Origin of the sequence: Rhizobium sp. CCGE 510 (assembly GCF_000292525.1) — a bacterium.
Lineage (GTDB): Bacteria > Pseudomonadota > Alphaproteobacteria > Rhizobiales > Rhizobiaceae > Rhizobium.
Map to the genome: position 1 here is coordinate 170,186 of NZ_AEYF01000015.1, position 15,822 is coordinate 186,007.

The 15,822-nt window shown below is 61.2% G+C and carries 16 protein-coding genes; 5 read left to right on the forward strand and 11 right to left on the reverse strand.

Annotation, left to right across the window (positions count from 1 at the left end; translation table 11 throughout):
- Positions 1–9: 9 nt before the first annotated feature.
- From RCCGE510_RS07880 to RCCGE510_RS07910, 7 genes are all read right to left on the reverse strand, one after another.
- Entirely contained in the window at positions 10–402 is a 393-nt protein-coding gene (locus RCCGE510_RS07880) for a RidA family protein (RefSeq protein ID WP_007628804.1), read from the reverse strand.
- Between the two features lie 42 nt (positions 403–444).
- Positions 445–1,026, reverse strand: coding sequence for an NAD(P)H-dependent oxidoreductase (locus RCCGE510_RS07885; protein ID WP_007628806.1), 582 nt, complete (start codon positions 1,024–1,026; stop codon positions 445–447).
- Positions 1,026–2,432, reverse strand: a complete 1,407-nt coding sequence (locus RCCGE510_RS07890; RefSeq protein WP_007628808.1) for an FAD-binding oxidoreductase — start codon at positions 2,430–2,432, stop codon at positions 1,026–1,028. The genes RCCGE510_RS07885 and RCCGE510_RS07890 overlap by 1 nt, the downstream gene beginning before the upstream one ends.
- Before the next feature lies 1 nt (position 2,433).
- On the reverse strand, positions 2,434–3,747 hold the full coding sequence (locus tag RCCGE510_RS07895) for a cytosine deaminase (protein WP_007628810.1): 1,314 nt from the start codon (positions 3,745–3,747) through the stop codon (positions 2,434–2,436).
- Entirely contained in the window at positions 3,747–4,607 is an 861-nt protein-coding gene (locus tag RCCGE510_RS07900; RefSeq protein WP_007628812.1) for an ABC transporter permease, read from the reverse strand. Before RCCGE510_RS07900 ends, RCCGE510_RS07895 begins: the two co-directional genes overlap by 1 nt.
- A complete protein-coding gene (locus tag RCCGE510_RS07905; RefSeq protein ID WP_007628814.1) occupies positions 4,607–5,431 on the reverse strand; it encodes an ABC transporter ATP-binding protein in 825 nt (274 codons plus the stop codon). Before RCCGE510_RS07905 ends, RCCGE510_RS07900 begins: the two co-directional genes overlap by 1 nt.
- Before the next feature lie 70 nt (positions 5,432–5,501).
- Positions 5,502–6,479, reverse strand: a complete 978-nt coding sequence (locus RCCGE510_RS07910; protein ID WP_240539640.1) for an ABC transporter substrate-binding protein — start codon at positions 6,477–6,479, stop codon at positions 5,502–5,504.
- 221 nt (positions 6,480–6,700) lie between these two features.
- On the opposite strand from RCCGE510_RS07910, the gene RCCGE510_RS07915 reads away from it, so the two are divergent.
- Positions 6,701–7,651, forward strand: coding sequence for a LysR family transcriptional regulator (locus RCCGE510_RS07915; protein ID WP_007628817.1), 951 nt, complete (start codon positions 6,701–6,703; stop codon positions 7,649–7,651).
- 79 nt (positions 7,652–7,730) lie between these two features.
- Here the strand turns inward: RCCGE510_RS07915 and RCCGE510_RS07920 are convergent, their stop codons facing one another.
- Positions 7,731–8,528 (reverse strand): creatininase family protein, encoded by a 798-nt coding sequence (locus RCCGE510_RS07920; RefSeq protein ID WP_007628818.1) that lies wholly within the window; start codon positions 8,526–8,528, stop codon positions 7,731–7,733.
- Positions 8,529–8,784: 256 nt separating this feature from the next.
- Between RCCGE510_RS07920 and RCCGE510_RS07925 the strand changes: the two genes are divergently transcribed.
- Positions 8,785–9,264, forward strand: coding sequence for a DUF2938 domain-containing protein (locus tag RCCGE510_RS07925; protein WP_007628819.1), 480 nt, complete (start codon positions 8,785–8,787; stop codon positions 9,262–9,264).
- Positions 9,265–9,436: 172 nt separating this feature from the next.
- Here the strand turns inward: RCCGE510_RS07925 and RCCGE510_RS07930 are convergent, their stop codons facing one another.
- The 3 genes from RCCGE510_RS07930 to RCCGE510_RS07940 are packed head-to-tail and all read right to left on the reverse strand — an operon-like array spanning position 9,437 to position 12,429.
- Positions 9,437–10,078, reverse strand: coding sequence for a ThuA domain-containing protein (locus tag RCCGE510_RS07930; RefSeq protein ID WP_007628820.1), 642 nt, complete (start codon positions 10,076–10,078; stop codon positions 9,437–9,439).
- A 16-nt stretch (positions 10,079–10,094) separates the two neighbouring features.
- Positions 10,095–11,195: a Gfo/Idh/MocA family oxidoreductase gene (locus tag RCCGE510_RS07935; protein ID WP_007628822.1), complete on the reverse strand. Its 1,101-nt coding sequence runs from the start codon at positions 11,193–11,195 to the stop codon at positions 10,095–10,097.
- 34 nt (positions 11,196–11,229) lie between these two features.
- A complete protein-coding gene (locus tag RCCGE510_RS07940) occupies positions 11,230–12,429 on the reverse strand; it encodes an ROK family transcriptional regulator (protein ID WP_007628824.1) in 1,200 nt (399 codons plus the stop codon).
- 201 nt (positions 12,430–12,630) lie between these two features.
- Between RCCGE510_RS07940 and RCCGE510_RS07945 the strand changes: the two genes are divergently transcribed.
- The 3 genes from RCCGE510_RS07945 (at position 12,631) to RCCGE510_RS07955 (ending at position 15,800) form a co-directional block, all read left to right on the forward strand.
- Complete coding sequence (locus RCCGE510_RS07945) at positions 12,631–13,935, forward strand: extracellular solute-binding protein (RefSeq protein WP_007628827.1); 1,305 nt, start codon at positions 12,631–12,633, stop codon at positions 13,933–13,935.
- An 85-nt stretch (positions 13,936–14,020) separates the two neighbouring features.
- Entirely contained in the window at positions 14,021–14,959 is a 939-nt protein-coding gene (locus RCCGE510_RS07950; protein WP_007628829.1) for a sugar ABC transporter permease, read from the forward strand.
- Complete coding sequence (locus RCCGE510_RS07955) at positions 14,952–15,800, forward strand: carbohydrate ABC transporter permease (RefSeq protein ID WP_007628831.1); 849 nt, start codon at positions 14,952–14,954, stop codon at positions 15,798–15,800. The genes RCCGE510_RS07950 and RCCGE510_RS07955 overlap by 8 nt, the downstream gene beginning before the upstream one ends.
- Positions 15,801–15,822: the final 22 nt, after the last annotated feature.

The window sequence follows — 15,822 nt, forward strand, 5'->3', positions numbered from 1 at the left end:
ACGCTCGCTTCAGCTAAACAGTTTGGCGGCCGTGACTTCGACTTCAACGAGGAATTCGGGACGGGTGAAGCCGCTGACGATGATCAGCGTCGAGGCCGGCTTCGGATCGAGTGTATAGCGATCCCGCATGGCCATATAGGCGGGGAAATCCTCGCGCTTCGTCACGAAGCCTGAGATGCGGATGACGTCGGCAAAGCTCATCTCCGCATCGGTGAGAATTGCCTTGATGGCCTCGAAGCAAAGTTCTGCCTGCGCGCCGACATCCTCCGGCACCTTCTCGTCGAGACCGATGCCGAGCTGCCCCGAAGTCACGAGCAGCGAGGCGCCCGGCGGCACCAGCAGCCCGTGATTGTAATTTCCGAACGGACGCCGGACAGACGACGGATTGAAAATCTTCTTCATAGGCATTTCCTTTGATCGGTCCTTTGGCCAACGCGGGAGCTCTTAGAACTGCTCCATCGCCGTCTTCACCTTCTCCAGAAACCTGGCCCGGCTTTCCGGCGTGCAGTTGTTCATGTCGTAATGGGCAAGAAAGGTGACCGGCCGCAGCGGATTGATCTGCGCCCGCAGCACACGCTTGACGATTTTCTTCGGCGGGTTGCCGGCGGCGAAGGCGCGAAACGGCGTCGCGCCGTATGTCAGCACCGCCGCGAGTTTCCTGATGTGGCGCAGCCGCGATTCCACCTTGCCGTCGACCAGTTCGAAGGAGACGCCGGGAAGCCAGACGCGGTCAAAATAGCCCTTCAGGATCGCCGGGAAACCGAAATTCCAGATCGGCGTCACCAGCACCAGCGCTTCGGCCTGCTTCAGCCGCTCCACATAGGATTTCACCGGCGCGGTATTTCCGGGATAGTCGTGATAGGCGAGCCGGTCGTGTCGGGAGAGCACCGGATCGAAATTCTCGGCATAGAGATCGCACGCATCCACCTCGTGACCGGCCTCACGCAGGCTTTCCAGCGTCTGTTTGTAGAGCGCCTTGCCGTAGCTCTCCTCGACTGGATGCGAATGAAGGACGAGAACTCTCATCAGGCCTCCAGGACGCTCGCCAGCCGCGGGAAGAGATAATTCTTGCCGGCATTGAAATCGAAATCGGGATTCTCCCAGGCGATCATCTTGCCAGGATTCAGCAGCCCCCTCGGGTCCGTTTCCTGCTTGAAGGCGAGCTGTACCTTGTCGGTGCGCTTCATGCCGCCTTCTTCAAGCGTATAGCGATGCGGATTGAAGATCGGGCAGCCGTGATCCTGGTGGATCTTGATGATCTCCTCGAGGCGCTCCTCGGTGGTATAGCGCACCAGCGGCAGACCGGAGCATTGGATCTGCCCGTCGAACCTGATGAATTCGAGATGTCCAGGCACTTCGTCGCCGAAGATCTCGACCATCTTGGCGACTTTGGCGACGTGATCCGGCCCTGGATACTGAACCTGCAGATAGGTGAAGCCGGGATCAACCTTCAAGGCACGCAGCGTCGTGTGGTTCCAGGCAAGCTCATAGGCATGCGGAATACCTTTCATGCTTTCGACCGTGTCGGAACGGAAGATAATCTCGCCCTTGTGCGCGGCGGCAAAGGCGAGGAAGGCATCCATCGAATGTGGCGCGATCATCAGCACCACCACCGACTGGCCCTTGCGGATATAGGGTTTGTGGCGGGTGAAATAATCGTGCGGGATCGGTGCCGCGATCGGCGCGATTTCCTTGACGAGGATGCCATTGCATTTGGCCAGCGCATCCGAGAAGCGCACCGATGCCATGAAGTCGTCATGGCCGACAAGCACGTCGACCCAATCATAGGCAGGGGCGAGTGGCATTTCGATTTCAGTGATGATGCCGTTGGTGCCGTAGGCATGGCTGACCTTCTGCAGGTCCCAGCCGGTCAGGTCGAGCACGCGCGGTTCGGCCTCCATGGTGACGACGCGCAGACGCAGGATATTGCCGAGATCGCGCAGACCGCCCCAGGTGATCGAGCCGACGCCGCCGGAGCCGCCGGCGATAAAGCCGCCGACCGTTGCCGTCTGCGCCGTCGACGGGTGGAAACGCAGTTCCTGGCCGGAATGGGCCTTGGTCTGCTTGTCGAGCTGAGCAATGACGATGCCCGGTTCGCAGACCACCCGGCCGGGATGGATCTCCTTGATCTTGTCCATGGCGGCGAGGTTGAGCACGATGCCGCCGGAAAGCGGCATGGCCTGGCCGTAATTGCCGGTGCCGGCGCCGCGCGGCGTTACCGGCACGCCGTGCGCAAAGGCGACCTTCAGCGTCCGGATGACCTCGTCTTCGTTTTTCGGCGTGACGACGAGATCGGCCGTGACATTGTCGAGCTGCGCCTTCAGGATCGGCGAATACCAGTAGAAATCGCGGCTCTTCTGGCGCACCAGCGCCGGATTATCTTCGGTGGCGATGCCTGCGAGTTGCTCTTTGATCGTCTGATAATCCGGCATGTCAGGCTCCAACGACGCTGTCGAGTTCACGATAGTCCGGCAGGCTGCGGTCGATCACCTTGCCGCGGCGAAGCACGACGCGGTCAGACTGCGGACGGGAAAGAAATTCGCTCCAGCGCCGCGCGCTGAAGAGCACCAGATCGGCCAACGCGCCAGCGGCGATGCGCCCCTTGTCGGGCCGGCCGAGAATATCCGCGGGCGAAGTGGTGACGACGCGCGCGGCCGTGTCCAGCGGGTGATCGAGATGCAGAATGCGGACCGCCTCGCGCAACACCTCGACCGGGTCGAGATCGCCATAGCCATAGAAGGGGTCACGCGTATTGTCGGAGGCCACCGCCGTCGCAACGCCGGCCGCCGCCAGTTCCTTGAACAGGGTGACGCCCCGCCAGCGAGGCGTCCGGCCGGGATAGCGGTCCTGCAGATAGAGGTTGCACATCGGCAGCGAGACAATGGAAAGGCCGGCTTTTGCAACGAGCTCGACCGTGCGTTTTGCCGTCTCCTCGTCCTGCCTGGCGAGCGAGCAGCAATGGCCTGCCGTCACCTTGCCGTCGAACCGGTTGCGCAGCACGGCTTGCGCGATCGCCTTCAGCGTCTCGGCGGCAGGATCGTCGCTCTCGTCGACATGAAGGTCGACGTCGAGGCCGTTATCGGCGGCGGCCCTGAAAAGCACATCGAGCTGGCTGTCGAGATCGGCGGTCATCCGGGTGACGCCGCCGATCAGCCCGCCATTTTCGCGGACGGTGGCGACAAGGTCGGCGAAATAGGCCATGTCCGCCATATTTTCCATCGGGAAGAGCGCCACCGCCTGCAGCGCGATCCTGTCTTTCCAGGCCTCGCGCATCTCGGCAAAAACCTCGAAGGAAATGCGGTGCTGCGGCGCCAGCGAATCGAGATGCGTGCGGATCAGGCTGGTGCCGTGCGCATAGGCCGAGCGCAGCGAGAATTCCATGCGCTTGCTGACATCCGCCGCCGACCAGTACGCCTCCCGATCCGCCCGCACTGCGTCCAGCGCGCCGATGAAAGTGCCGTCCGGATTGGCGTTGCGCGGCCAGATATGCCCCTTGTCGAGATGGGTGTGCATGTCGGTGAAGCAGGGCCAGACCATGCCGTCCTTCAGATCGGATCGTGGCAATTCCACCGGCGCCGCGCCTGCCGGCAGCAGCGCGGAGATCACACCATCGGCGATGACGATATCCGCCTTGACCAGCCCCTCGATCGCCGGCGTGTCAAATCCCTCGACGGCGACGGCAGGCAGCGTCGCATTGCTCAGCACGAAACGGCCGGCATTGGGTGGCGAAAGGAAGGAATGGGTCATCAATTTTCCCGTTTCAGGCTGCTCTCATGCCAACGGTGCAGGGCGAGCCAGGAAATGAACGAGGTGACGGCGAAGATCGCCACGCCAAGCAGGGAAAGCATCAGCAGCGCGGCGAAGAGACGCGGAATGTTGAGCCGGTACTGTGCTTCGAGCAGCCGGAAGGCGAGGCCGGAGCCGGCGCCCGCCGAGCCGGCCGCGAATTCTGCGACGACGGCGGCAATCAGCGCCAGGCCGCCGCCGATCCTGAGGCCCGTCATGAAATAGGGTTGGGCGGCGGGCAGCTTGAGAAAGAGCAGCGTCTGCCAGCGCGAGGCGCCGTAAAGTTCGAAGAGGTTGATGAGATTGTGGTCGACGCTCTTTAGCCCCTGGACCATATTCGAAAGGATCGGGAAGAAGGCGACGAGGAAGGCGCAGATCAGCAGCGCCACCTGGGTCGACGGCGCATAGATCAGGATCAGCGGCGAGATCGCCACGACCGGCGTCACCTGCAGGATGACGGCAAGCGGATAGAAGGCAAGCTCGATCCAGCGCGACTGCACCAGGAAGATCGCAAAGCCGACGCCACCGACAAGGGCCAGCATCAGCGACAGCAAGGTGATCTTGGTGGTGACCCAAAGCGCTGGCGCCAGCGTGCCCCAGTCCGTCACGAAGGCGTTTGCGACTGCGGCCGGACCCGGAAGGATATAGGGCGGCACGCCCGAGAGCTTCACATAGGCGTACCAGATCAGGATCAGCAGGCCGATAACGAGGAAGGGGATGGCGATGCGCAGTGCGAGATCGCGGCGCCTTGCGCCTGCGGCATTGGGAATGACATTTGCAGCGTGAAGGACCCGCGGCTGGATATCCGTTTCGTCACGCATCAATGCTCTCCCGCCGCGTTGATAGCCCCGATCAGCGAAAGGGAGACCGTCTCACACGCCTTCCGGTATTCTTCCGAGGTGCGGTAGTGCTCGTCGCGTTCCAGGCTGGTGGTCAGCGGAACATCGGCATGCACACGGCCGGGCCTTGCCTTCATCACGACGATGCGGTTCGAAAGATAGGCGGATTCATAGACCGAATGGGTGACGAAGATGACGGTGATGCCGGTCGTCTTCCAGAGCCGCAGCACGTCGTCGTTCAGCCTCTGGCGGGTGATTTCGTCAAGTGCGGCGAAGGGCTCGTCCATCAAAAGCAGCTTCGGTTTCGTCACCAACGCGCGGGCGATCGAGACGCGCATCTTCATGCCGCCGGAAAGTTCGCGTGGATAGGCTTTGGCGAAATCCTGGAGGCCGACGGTGGTCAGCACCTGCATGATCTCTGCATGCGCTGCCGCCTTCGAAACCCGCCTCAACCTCAGCGGCAGGTGGACATTGTCGAACACGTTCTTCCACGGCATCAGCGTCGGCTCCTGGAAGACGAAGCCGATATCGCCCTCCGGCAGGCCTCTGGAATTGATGCGCGAGCTCGGCCAGTCGATCGTTCCCGACGTCACGTCGCCAAGGCCGGCGATGATGCGAAGCGCCGTCGACTTGCCGCAGCCGGAGGGGCCGAGCAGGCTGACGAACTCGCCGCTTTCGACGGTGAGCGACATGTCGGAAAGCGCGACGGTGCCGCTGGAAAAGGCCTTCGAGACCGACTGCATCACGACCAGCGGCCGCTTGCGCGTCTCTTGCGGGGATAGGGCCTGGGCTTCTGCTAAGGGCATTGCCTGTCTCGTTCACCAGGGGAGGATGTGATCCGCCACGTCAGACGGACCATCGGCCGATGTTGGCGTTTTACTTCTTCATCGCCATTCCGATGTTCTTGCAGACGAATTTGGTCGTGAAGGCCTTGGTGTAGTCGGTCTCCGGCTTGAATACCTTGATCGCCACCATCTCGTCGAAGAATGCCTTGTAATGTGCGTCGGTGATGCAGCCGATGCCCTTGTCCAGGCTGTCGCCGGATTCGATGATGCCGTATTCCTTCATCTTGGCGATGGAGTAGGCGATCTGGCCATCCGTCATTTCAGGATTGTCCTTCTTGATCAGCTCGTTCGCCTTGCTGTTGTCGCCGTAGAGGTAGTTGTACCAGCCCTCGATCGAGGCATCGACGAAGCGCTGGACGACATCCGGCTTGCTGTCGATCATCGTCTGCGTGGTGGTGATCATCGTCGAATAGGGCGAATAGCCGTTATCGGCGAGCAGGAAGACCTTCGGTTCGAAGCCGGCCTGCTTCTGGATCTCGTAGGGCTCGGAGGTAAGGTAGCCCTGCTGGGCGGATTCCTTGTCGGCAAGGAATGGCGCGGCGCTGAAATTGTAGGGCTTGTACTGCTCGTCCTTGAAGCCCTTGAAGTTCGCCTTCATCCATTCGAAATAGGTGAGGTAGCCATCCTTGCCGAGAAACAAGGTCTTGAGCTTGGCGAGGTCCTCGAATTTGTCGATACCCGCATCCGGATGGGCGATCAGCACTTGCGGATCCTTCTGGAAGATCGCCGCCACGTCGACCATCGGGATGCCTTGTTCGACAGCCGAGATCTCGCCCTGCGGCCCACCCATGTAGAAATCGATCTTGCCGGAGATCAGCAGCGCGCTGTTGGCTGCATTCGGGCCGCCCTGCACGATCGTGACGTCGAGGCCGTGTTTCGCATAGGTGCCGTCGGCGACCGCCTGGTAGAAACCGCCGTGCTCGGCCTGCGCCAGCCAGTTCGTTCCGTAGCTTACCTTGTCGGCCGCATGCGCCGCAACGGCAGCGGCAAGCGCGCCGCCAAAACCCATGAGCGCGGACAAGACCGTATTCTTCAGTGCATTGGGCATGATCAGCGTTCCCCTTTTGAGTTCGCAACGCCTGTGATGACGTCGGATTTTCTTCATTGGAGCGATTGCTTTGCTGTTTGAAAAGCATCAAATTTCGTGCGCAATGATGCCTTTTTGGCATCTCAGCAGCGGCCTGTGCCAAATTTGCGCTGTCTGCTTCAATTTTATGCAACGAGGTTGCGATGCTGCACTCCAGAAAGCTTCTCTATATCAACGAGATTGCCCGCTCGGGCTCGATCCGCAAGGCGGCGGCGCGCTTGAACGTCGCCTCGTCCGCGATCAACCGGCAGATATTGGCACTGGAGGCGGAGATGGGGGCGCCGCTTTTCGAACGCCTGCCGCGCGGCCTGCGCCTGACGGCGGCCGGCGAACTCTGCATCGAGCATATTCGCGAGGTGCTGAAGAATTACGAGCGGCTGGAGGGCCGCATCCGCAGCCTGAAGATGCAGCAGGCCGGCAAGGTCCGCATCGTTACCACCGTTGGGCTTGCTGCCGGGCCGTTGCCTGACATCGTTTCCCGCTTCCAATCGGAGCATCCGCGCGTCTTCATGCAACTGCGCAACGATGCCGGCACGATGACCGTCACTCCGGTACTTTCGGGAGAAGTGGATATCGGCCTCGGCTTCAATATCCCGGCCACGCCCGGTATCCGCGCTCTCGGCAGTTTCGACATCCCTATCGGCGTCGTCCTGCCGCCCGGCCATCATCTGATCGGTCCGGGTCCGATCAACCTTGCCGACATCGTCCAGGAACGCCTGGTGCTGGCTCAGCAGGGCACCAGCCTGCGTGAGGTGATCAATCTGGCCCTGGCGCGCCTCGACGTGCATGTCGAGCCGGTGCTTGAAACCAATGCCTCGGAGATGTTGAAGAAGCTGGTCAAATCGGGGGCGGGGCTGACGATTCTGAACCCGCTCGACGTCATCACGGAGTGCCGGCAGGGCGAATTGGTCTTCCGGCCGATCGCCGAGCCGCATGCGCGCCACCAGTCGATGAAGCTTTTTGCCCGCGCCCGTGCGCCGCTCGATTCCGCCACCAGCCTGTTCGTCGAATATCTGCTCGCCGAACTTTCCGGCCTCGTGCAGGAACTGCAGGCCAAAGGTCATATCGCGATGGAAAAGCCTGTCGCCCCTTAGAACAGGATGATTTTAGGCCGGGTCGGCCTAAAGTATGAATCCTGTTCTAAATTAAAGGGTTAGAGCGCTTTCGCCGGCGCTATTGTGAATAGAGGTTGGAAAGCGGATAGCCTTTCAGGTCGGACAGCAACTCGATGAAGCCCCTGACCTGATGGCGGCAGATCGCTTCGCCTTTCTCCACCGTTCCGCGCGAGGCGTCGCCGACGACGCCGTCCGGATTGAGGTCGTGGGCGATCCAGGCAAGCGAATGCGGCGGCAGCGGCTGGATATATCTCGATTGTCCGCGCATCCATTCGGCCTTGGAGGTGAAATTCTGCGCCTTGTCCATCCGCACCAGATCGGGGCGGAAATGCAGCATCAGCGAGGTCTCGACCTCACCGCCATGGATGCCGTATTTCAACTCGTCTTCGCTGATCATGCCTTCGGGATGACCGAAGCGGCCCCATTGCGTCGAGACGACGGCCATCCGATAGCGGACGCGCAACTCGCGCGCGACGATGCTCATGATGTCGACATTGCCGCCATGCGAATTGACGATGACCATCTTGCGAATGCCGGCTTCGGCAACCTTGGCGCCGATGGCCGTCCAGACGGGAATGAGCAGCTCGGCGCCGAGCGACAGCGTTCCCGGCCCGTAGATATGTTCGTTTGCCTTGCCGATCTCCTGCGTCGGCAGCACGAGGAAATCGAGGTCGTCGGGCTTCTGCCGTCGCAGTTCGGCCAGCATGCCGTTGGCGATCGCCACATCGGTCGCGATCGGCAGGTGCGGGCCGTGCTGCTCGGTCGAGGCGATCGGCAGGATGGCAATGGTCGTATCGGCCGAAAGTCCGGCGAAATCGGAGCTGTTCAGTTCGTTCCAGTAAAATGGCATTGCCATCGCCGCGCCTCTCATTGCCGTTTCGATAAGTGAGTAGAAAATATCGCTGCACGCGAAAAGCATCAATTTGCGCCCGCACCGATGCCTTTTTGCGGATGATGCAGCAACGACGGCCGCCCACAGGGCAGAGGGCGGGGGCAGGGGTAGCATTGCGCGAGCTCTGGAAGCGGCTAGGAATTCACTGGAGCCATTGCGCCGACGCGTCGGCAATGGTTTGCTGGCGCCTCTGCAATTCAACGCTCTCCGGTGATTCCCAATGTTCGATATTCTGTGGCGCGGCCTGACAATCGGCGCCGGCGCAACCATCCTCATGGACCTCTGGGCGATCGTGCTCACCAAGGTTTTCGGCCAGACGGCGCCCAATTGGGCTCCCGTCGGCCGCTGGTTCTGGCACCTTCGCAACGGCAAGGTTTTTCACGACAGCATCGCCGATGCCGAGCCCTATACCCATGAATTGGCGCTCGGCTGGATCAGCCACTACGCCGTCGGCATTCTCTATGGCGTGATTTTTGCGCTGATCATGGGGCAGCCGTGGCTCGCCGCCCCGACATTCCTCCCCGCCTGGATCTTCGGAATTCTCACCGTCGGCGCAGGATGGTTCCTGCTGCAGCCCGGCCTCGGTATCGGCTGGGCCGCTTCCAAACATCCGACCCCGAACAAGGTCCGGTGCTTCAATCTGCTGGCGCATACGGTGTTTGCATTGGGGCTTTACGGGACAGCGTTGATCCTGCGCTGAGATTGGGGCCTGCCCCTCACCCTAACCCTCTCCCCGTAAAACGGGGAGAGGGGACGTGCCCTACCAGACGCTGGTGAGGGACGGAGAGCCTGCGGCATATCCCCTTCTCCCCGCGCGCGGGGAGAAGGTGCCGGCAGGCGGATGAGGGGCTGCATCCCAGCGAACTTCGCCCCTACCGCGCCGCCCAATTGGCACCACGGCGGAAAATCGTCTTCATCTCCGGCACGTCGAATTCCTTGGCCTGGTGGCCGAGCGAGGAATAGAAGACGCGGCCCTTGCCGTATTTGCGCTTCCAGACCACCGGCATGACGACGCCGTCGATCCAGTAGGCGTGGTCGCCGGTGAACTTGGTCGTCGCCAGAACCTCGTTCGAGGGGTCGACATGCATGTAATATTGCTCCGACGTGTAGGGGAAATCGGCAATACCCTCCATCAGCGGATCGTCGGACCGGGTGATGTTGACGGTATAGTCGATGATGTTGCCGGGGTGGGCCACCCACTGGCCGCCGATGATGAATTGGTAGTCGACCGAGTCGCGGAAGGCATCGCCCGCGCCGCCGTGATAACCGGCGATGCCGACGCCGCTCTCGATGGCGGCGGCGAGGTTCTTGACCTCCTCCTTCTCGATCTTCGACATCGTCATGATCGGCACCACAAGGCTGAGATCGTGAACGGAAGGGTCGGCGAGCGCCTCGGTGCCGTGTTCGAGATAGACCTTGAAGCCGTCTTCCTCGAGCATGGTCTTGATGACTTCGGCGCATTCCTGCGGCTCATGGCCGCTCCAGCCGCCCCAGACGATCAGTGCTTCACGCATGTCTTTCCTCCTGAATTTATTTCGCCAACCGTCCGTCGACGATGGAATCGGACAAGGGGGCAGGGCGCTCCGTTGCCGTTGATATCGTCACCGTCCTGCCGGTCGCAGCCGCGGTGTGGAATGCTTCCATGACCTCGAGCACATGCAGCGCCAGATCGCCATTGGCCCGATGCGGCCGGTTGGAACGGATCGCATGCGCCATGTCGGCAACGCCGAGCGAGCGATAGTTGCCGTCGGCATAAGGTGCGGTGAGCGGCTGGTCCTCGAATTCTCCGCCCTTCTTCAGATATTCAACGGTGCCTCCGAATTTGTTCGGATCGGGGACAATAAGCGTGCCCTCGGTTCCGTAGACTTCGAGCGGCACATGCTTATGGCCGGCGATGTCGAAGCTCATGGCGATCTGGACGACGGCGCCGTTTTCAAAACGCATCATGCCGGTGACATGCGTCGGCACATGCACGGGAATATGTTCGCCGTTGCGCGGCTCGCTTGATATCAGCCGCTCTGTGCGCGGCGTCGTCGCAAAGCCGGCGACTTGAGCGACCGGCCCGAGAAGATTGACGAGATCGGTGATGTAATAGGGACCCATGTCGAGCATCGGTCCGCCGCCGACTTCGTAAAAGAAGGCCGGGTTCGGATGCCAGCGTTCGTGCCCCGGGCACATGAAACTCGCCGAGCCGCCGACCGGCTGGCCGATGACGCCCTGGTCGATCAGCGCGCGGGCCGTCTGGTGGCCGCCGCCGAGGAAGGTGTCGGGGGCAGCGCCGATGCGGAGATTCCTGGCCTTGGCGGCCTCCGCCAATTTTTTCCCTTCCGCGAAATTAATCCCGAGCGGCTTTTCCGAATAGGTATGTTTGCCGGCTTCGAGGGCCCGCAGCGCAACGGCGACATGAGCTTTCGGGATCGTCAGATTGACGATAATCTCGACCTCGGGGTCGGCGATAAGCTCTTCGACAGTCTTGACCGGAACGTTGAATTCGCGTGCCTTCGCCTCCGCAAGCTCCCGGTTGAGGTCGGCGACGCCGCGGATGTCGAGAATGGTAAAGGATGCCATCGCCGTGAGATAGGCGCCCGAAATATTGCCGCATCCGATGATGCCGATACCGACTCTTTCCATGAATTCCTCCATCTGATCGTGATTGTGACGCCCGTCAGAGCGCCGGCCCGGTGGTGCTCCAGGGCGATTCGTAGAGTTCGTAGAGCGCTACCGCGGCGGCACCCTGCGCCCAGAAATCATCGCTCGAATCGTCGAAGACGAGTTCGCTGACGCCCTTCAACGAGGGCGGAATCGCGAGCGCATAGGCATCGCGCAGGCTGTTCAAAAAGGGTTCGCCGAGTGCCAGGCTCGATCCCACAAGGATGACCCGCGGCGGTGCAAACAGCGTGACGATGTTGGCGATGGTCAATCCGACCGCTTCGCCGGCGCGGATGGCAGCGCCGATCAGCCGGTCGTCATCGGCCTTGATCAGCGCCTGGGCATGGTTCATGCCGCGCCCGAGCCGGATCGCTTCGGCAAAACGCCCATCGGTCTGCTGTTCGCCGAGAATGGCGCTTTCGCCGGCCTGGCTGAACAGCCGCACAACGCCATTCGGTCCCATGCCGAGCACGAGGTCGCCGAGATTGTGGCTGAGGCCGCCGGCACCGCGGAACAGGCTGTTGCCGTGCAAGACGCCGAGCCCCAGCGTCTGCTCCAGCGAAATCAGCACCATATCCTCGAGATCGCGCGCCTTCCCGAACCAGTGATGGCCGAGCGTGATGGCATGGGCGTCGCTTTCGACGATGGTCGGCGTCGAAAGCCGCGTCGACATCTCGGCAGCGAAATCGACATTGGTGTCGCGAAAGATCGGGCTGCTGCGGATATAGCCTGTGCGGTGCTCGATGACGCCGGGAAAGCCGAGGCAGACGCTGTCGACATCTTCAAGCGAAAGCCCGGCATCGACGACACAGCGCCTGACGCCATCTTCGACCAGATCGGCAATGACGCCGATCGGCTGCCGGTCGAGGCGGATCGGCAAGGCGAGCTTCGACAGCACATCGCCGCGGAAATTGGTGACGACGAAGACCATCCGGTTGGCGGCGATCTTGCCGCCGACCACACGCGCCGCATCCGGATTGAGTTCCAGCGCCACGCGCGGTCTGCCGCGCACCGCCTCATTGCGGATATCGCCTTCGTGACGCGGCAGGATCAGCCCGTCGTCGAGCAGCGAGGCGGTGATGGCGGAGACGGTGGTGGTGGAGAGTTCGGTACGCTCGCTGATCTCGATCCGCGAGATCGGACCATGGCGCCGGACGGTATCAAGCACGTTCAAGCGATTGATCGCGCGCATTAATTCGGGATCTGCGGTCTTCATGAGAACTAGCCAGGCAAGCGTTTCGTTGGGCGGAACCCAAATATTTATAACGGGTTACGAAATAAATAGCAGGCAATTTCTCGGCTCTGTCAAGCGCATTTGATAAAAATAGCGGCATTGGGTTGACATTGGGTGAAAGCTCCGGTGAATTAATCCGCATAGGGGAAAAATTGTGAGGATAGACCCCTGGGAGGAGAAATCATGAATTTTATGAGGAAGAGTGCCGCTCTGGGCGGCAGGCGTATTGCATCCATGGCCGCCGCCGCCGGTATGTTGCTGGCCGGGGCAGGCGCTGCCTCCGCGACGACGGTGGTTAAGTGGCTGCATCTTGAGCTCGACCCGAAATATGTCGCCGCCTGGGAAGACATCGTCAAGAAATACGAAGCCCAGCATCCCGACGTCGATATCCAGATGCAGTTTCTTGAAAACGAGGCCTTCAAGGCTAAGCTTCCCACGCTGCTGCAGTCCGACGACGTGCCGGATTTCTTCTTCAGCTGGGGCGGCGGCGTCCTGAAGCAGCAATCCGAGACCGGCGCGCTCCAGGATGTGACGCCGGCCCTCGATGCCGATGGCGGCAAACTGCGCGGCGCCTATAGCCCTGCTTCGGTCAGCGGTCTGACCTTCGACAACAAGACCTGGGCCATTCCCTACAAGGTCGGCCTCGTCAGCTTCTTCTACAACAAGGCGCTGTTTGCCAAGGCGGGCGTCAAGGCCGAGGACATCAAGAACTGGGCTGATTTTCTCGGCACGGTGAAGAAGATCAAGGCAGCCGGCATCGTGCCGATCGCTGGTGGCGGCGGCGAGAAGTGGCCGATCCACTTCTACTGGAGCTATCTCGTCATGCGCGAAGGCGGACAGAAGGTCTTCGAAGCGGCAAAGACCGGCCAGGGCGAAGGTTTCCTCGATCCGGCGATCATCAAGGCCGGCGACGATCTCGGCGAACTCGGAAAGCTTGAACCCTTCCAGCCCGGCTATCTCGGCTCGACCTGGCCGCAGGCGCTCGGCGTTTTCGGTGACGGCAAGGCTGCGATCATCCTCGGCTTTGAAAATACCGAAGCCAACCAGCGCAAGAATGCCGGTGACGGCAAGGGTCTCGCACCTGACAATATCGGCCGTTTCGCCTTCCCGGCGGTCGATGGCGGCGCCGGCAAGCCGACGGATACGCTGGGCGGTCTGAACGGCTGGGCCGTCACCAACAAGGCCTCCAAGGAGGCGATCGATTTCCTGGCTTTCCTGACCAGCGCCGAGAACGAGCGGGCCATGGCCAAATCAGGCATGCTTCTGCCGGTGGCTGTCGGCGCCGGTGATGGGGTCACCAACCCGCTGCTTGCCGAATCGGCAAAACAGCTTGCCGCCTCGACCTGGCATCAGAACTATTTCGACCAGGATCTCGGTGCCGCGGTCGGCCGTGTCGTCAACGACGTGTCGGTGGAAATCGTCTCCGGACAGATGAATTCCAAGGACGGCGCCCAGATGATCCAGGACGCTTTCGAACTGGAACAATAACCAGCGCCCGCAGACCCTTCCCGGCGCTCCCAGCCAAGAGCGGGAGCGCCGGCATTGCTGCCGACGACATGCGAAAGCAGGACCCATGGCCAATATTTCAGTCCCATCGATGACATCAGCCGTACGGCCGGCACGAAAAGCCGCAAACAGCAGGAGCTCGGTCGCCCATGACCGGCTGACGGTGCTGTTGATCTTTCTGCCGCCGGCGCTCTTGCTGTTCACGCTCTTTGTCATCATGCCGATGGGCGAGGCGGCCTGGTACAGCCTCTACAAGTGGAATGGCTACGGGACGCCGACCGAATTCATCGCCCTGCGCAATTTCCAGGTTCTGTTTCGAAATGCGGCTTTCACCCAGGCGCTGCTCAATAACGGCCTGATCATCGTCATCTCGATCTGCATTCAGGTGCCGCTGGCCATCTGGCTCGCCACCATGCTCGCCCACCGCATTCCCGGTGTCGTCGGCTACCGGCTGATCTTCTTCCTGCCCTATGTGCTGGCCGACGTTGCCGCCGGCCTGATCTGGCGCTTTGTCTATGATGGCGATTACGGCCTGTTTGCCGCTATTTCCAGCTTTTTCGGTTTCGCCAACCCCTACGTGCTCGCCGACAAGGATCTGGCGATCTATGCCGTGCTTGGCGTCATCGTCTGGAAATATTTCGGTTTTCACATGATGCTGTTCATCGCCGGCCTGCAATCGGTCGACAAGAGCGTGCTGGAGGCAGCCGAAATCGACGGCGCCACCGGTTGGCAGAAGTTCCGTTACGTCACGCTGCCGCTGCTCGGCTCCACCTTGCGCCTCTCCATTTTCTTTGCCGTCGTCGGCTCGCTGCAGCTCTTCGACATGATCATGCCGCTCACCGGCGGTGGGCCGTCCAACTCAACGCAGACGATGGTTACCTTCCTCTACACCTACGGCGTCATGCGCATGCAGGTCGGCCTCGGCAGCGCCGTCGGCGTCGTGCTGTTTATCATCTGCGTGACGCTCGCCTTCGGTTACAAAAGGATCTTCATGCGCCATGACTGATATGAGCTCTTCCATCCGCATGCGCACCTCCACCCGCGTCTATCTCTACGTGGCGCTGAGCCTGATTGCCGCGATCGTACTCGTGCCGCTGCTGACGACGGCGCTCGGCGGCTTCAAGACGCTGGGCGACCTGCGCACCAATCCGTTCGGCCTGCCGACAGAGTGGCAATGGGCAAATTATACCGACATTCTGTTCGGCGAACGCTACTGGCTGCAGATCGGCAATTCGCTGGTGATCGCCGCACTCACCGTGCTCTTGACGCTGATCGTCTCATCGATGGCCGCCTTCGCCTTTGCCCATGTCCGCTTCTTCGGCTCGTCCTTCCTACTCAATTATTTCCTGCTCGGCCTGATGTTTCCGGCCGCAACCGCAATCCTGCCGCTCTTCATCCGCATCCGCGATCTCGGCCTGCTCGATACCTATTGGGGCGTGGTGCTGCCGCAGGTGGCCTTCGGCCTCGGCATGAGCATTCTTTTGTTTAGAAACTACTTTCGCAACCTTCCGGAAGAATTGTTTCAGGCGGCTTTCGTCGACGGCTGCGGTTATCTCGGTTTCTTCTGGCATATCTCGCTGCCGCTTTCCCGGCCGATCGTCGCCACCGTCAGCATCATCTCCTTCGTCGGCAGCTGGAACAGCTACATCCTGCCGCTGATCATGCTGAACTCCGAATCGAAATATCCCTGGCCGCTCGGCATCATGGTCTATCGCGGCGAGTACGGTACCGAATGGCAGCTGGTGCTGGCCTTCATCACGCTGACCATCCTTCCCACCATCATCGTCTTTTTCGTCGCCCAGAGACACATCATCGCCGGCCTGACCGCCGGCGCCGTCAAGTCCTGAGCCGAACCTTTGGAGGTGCATT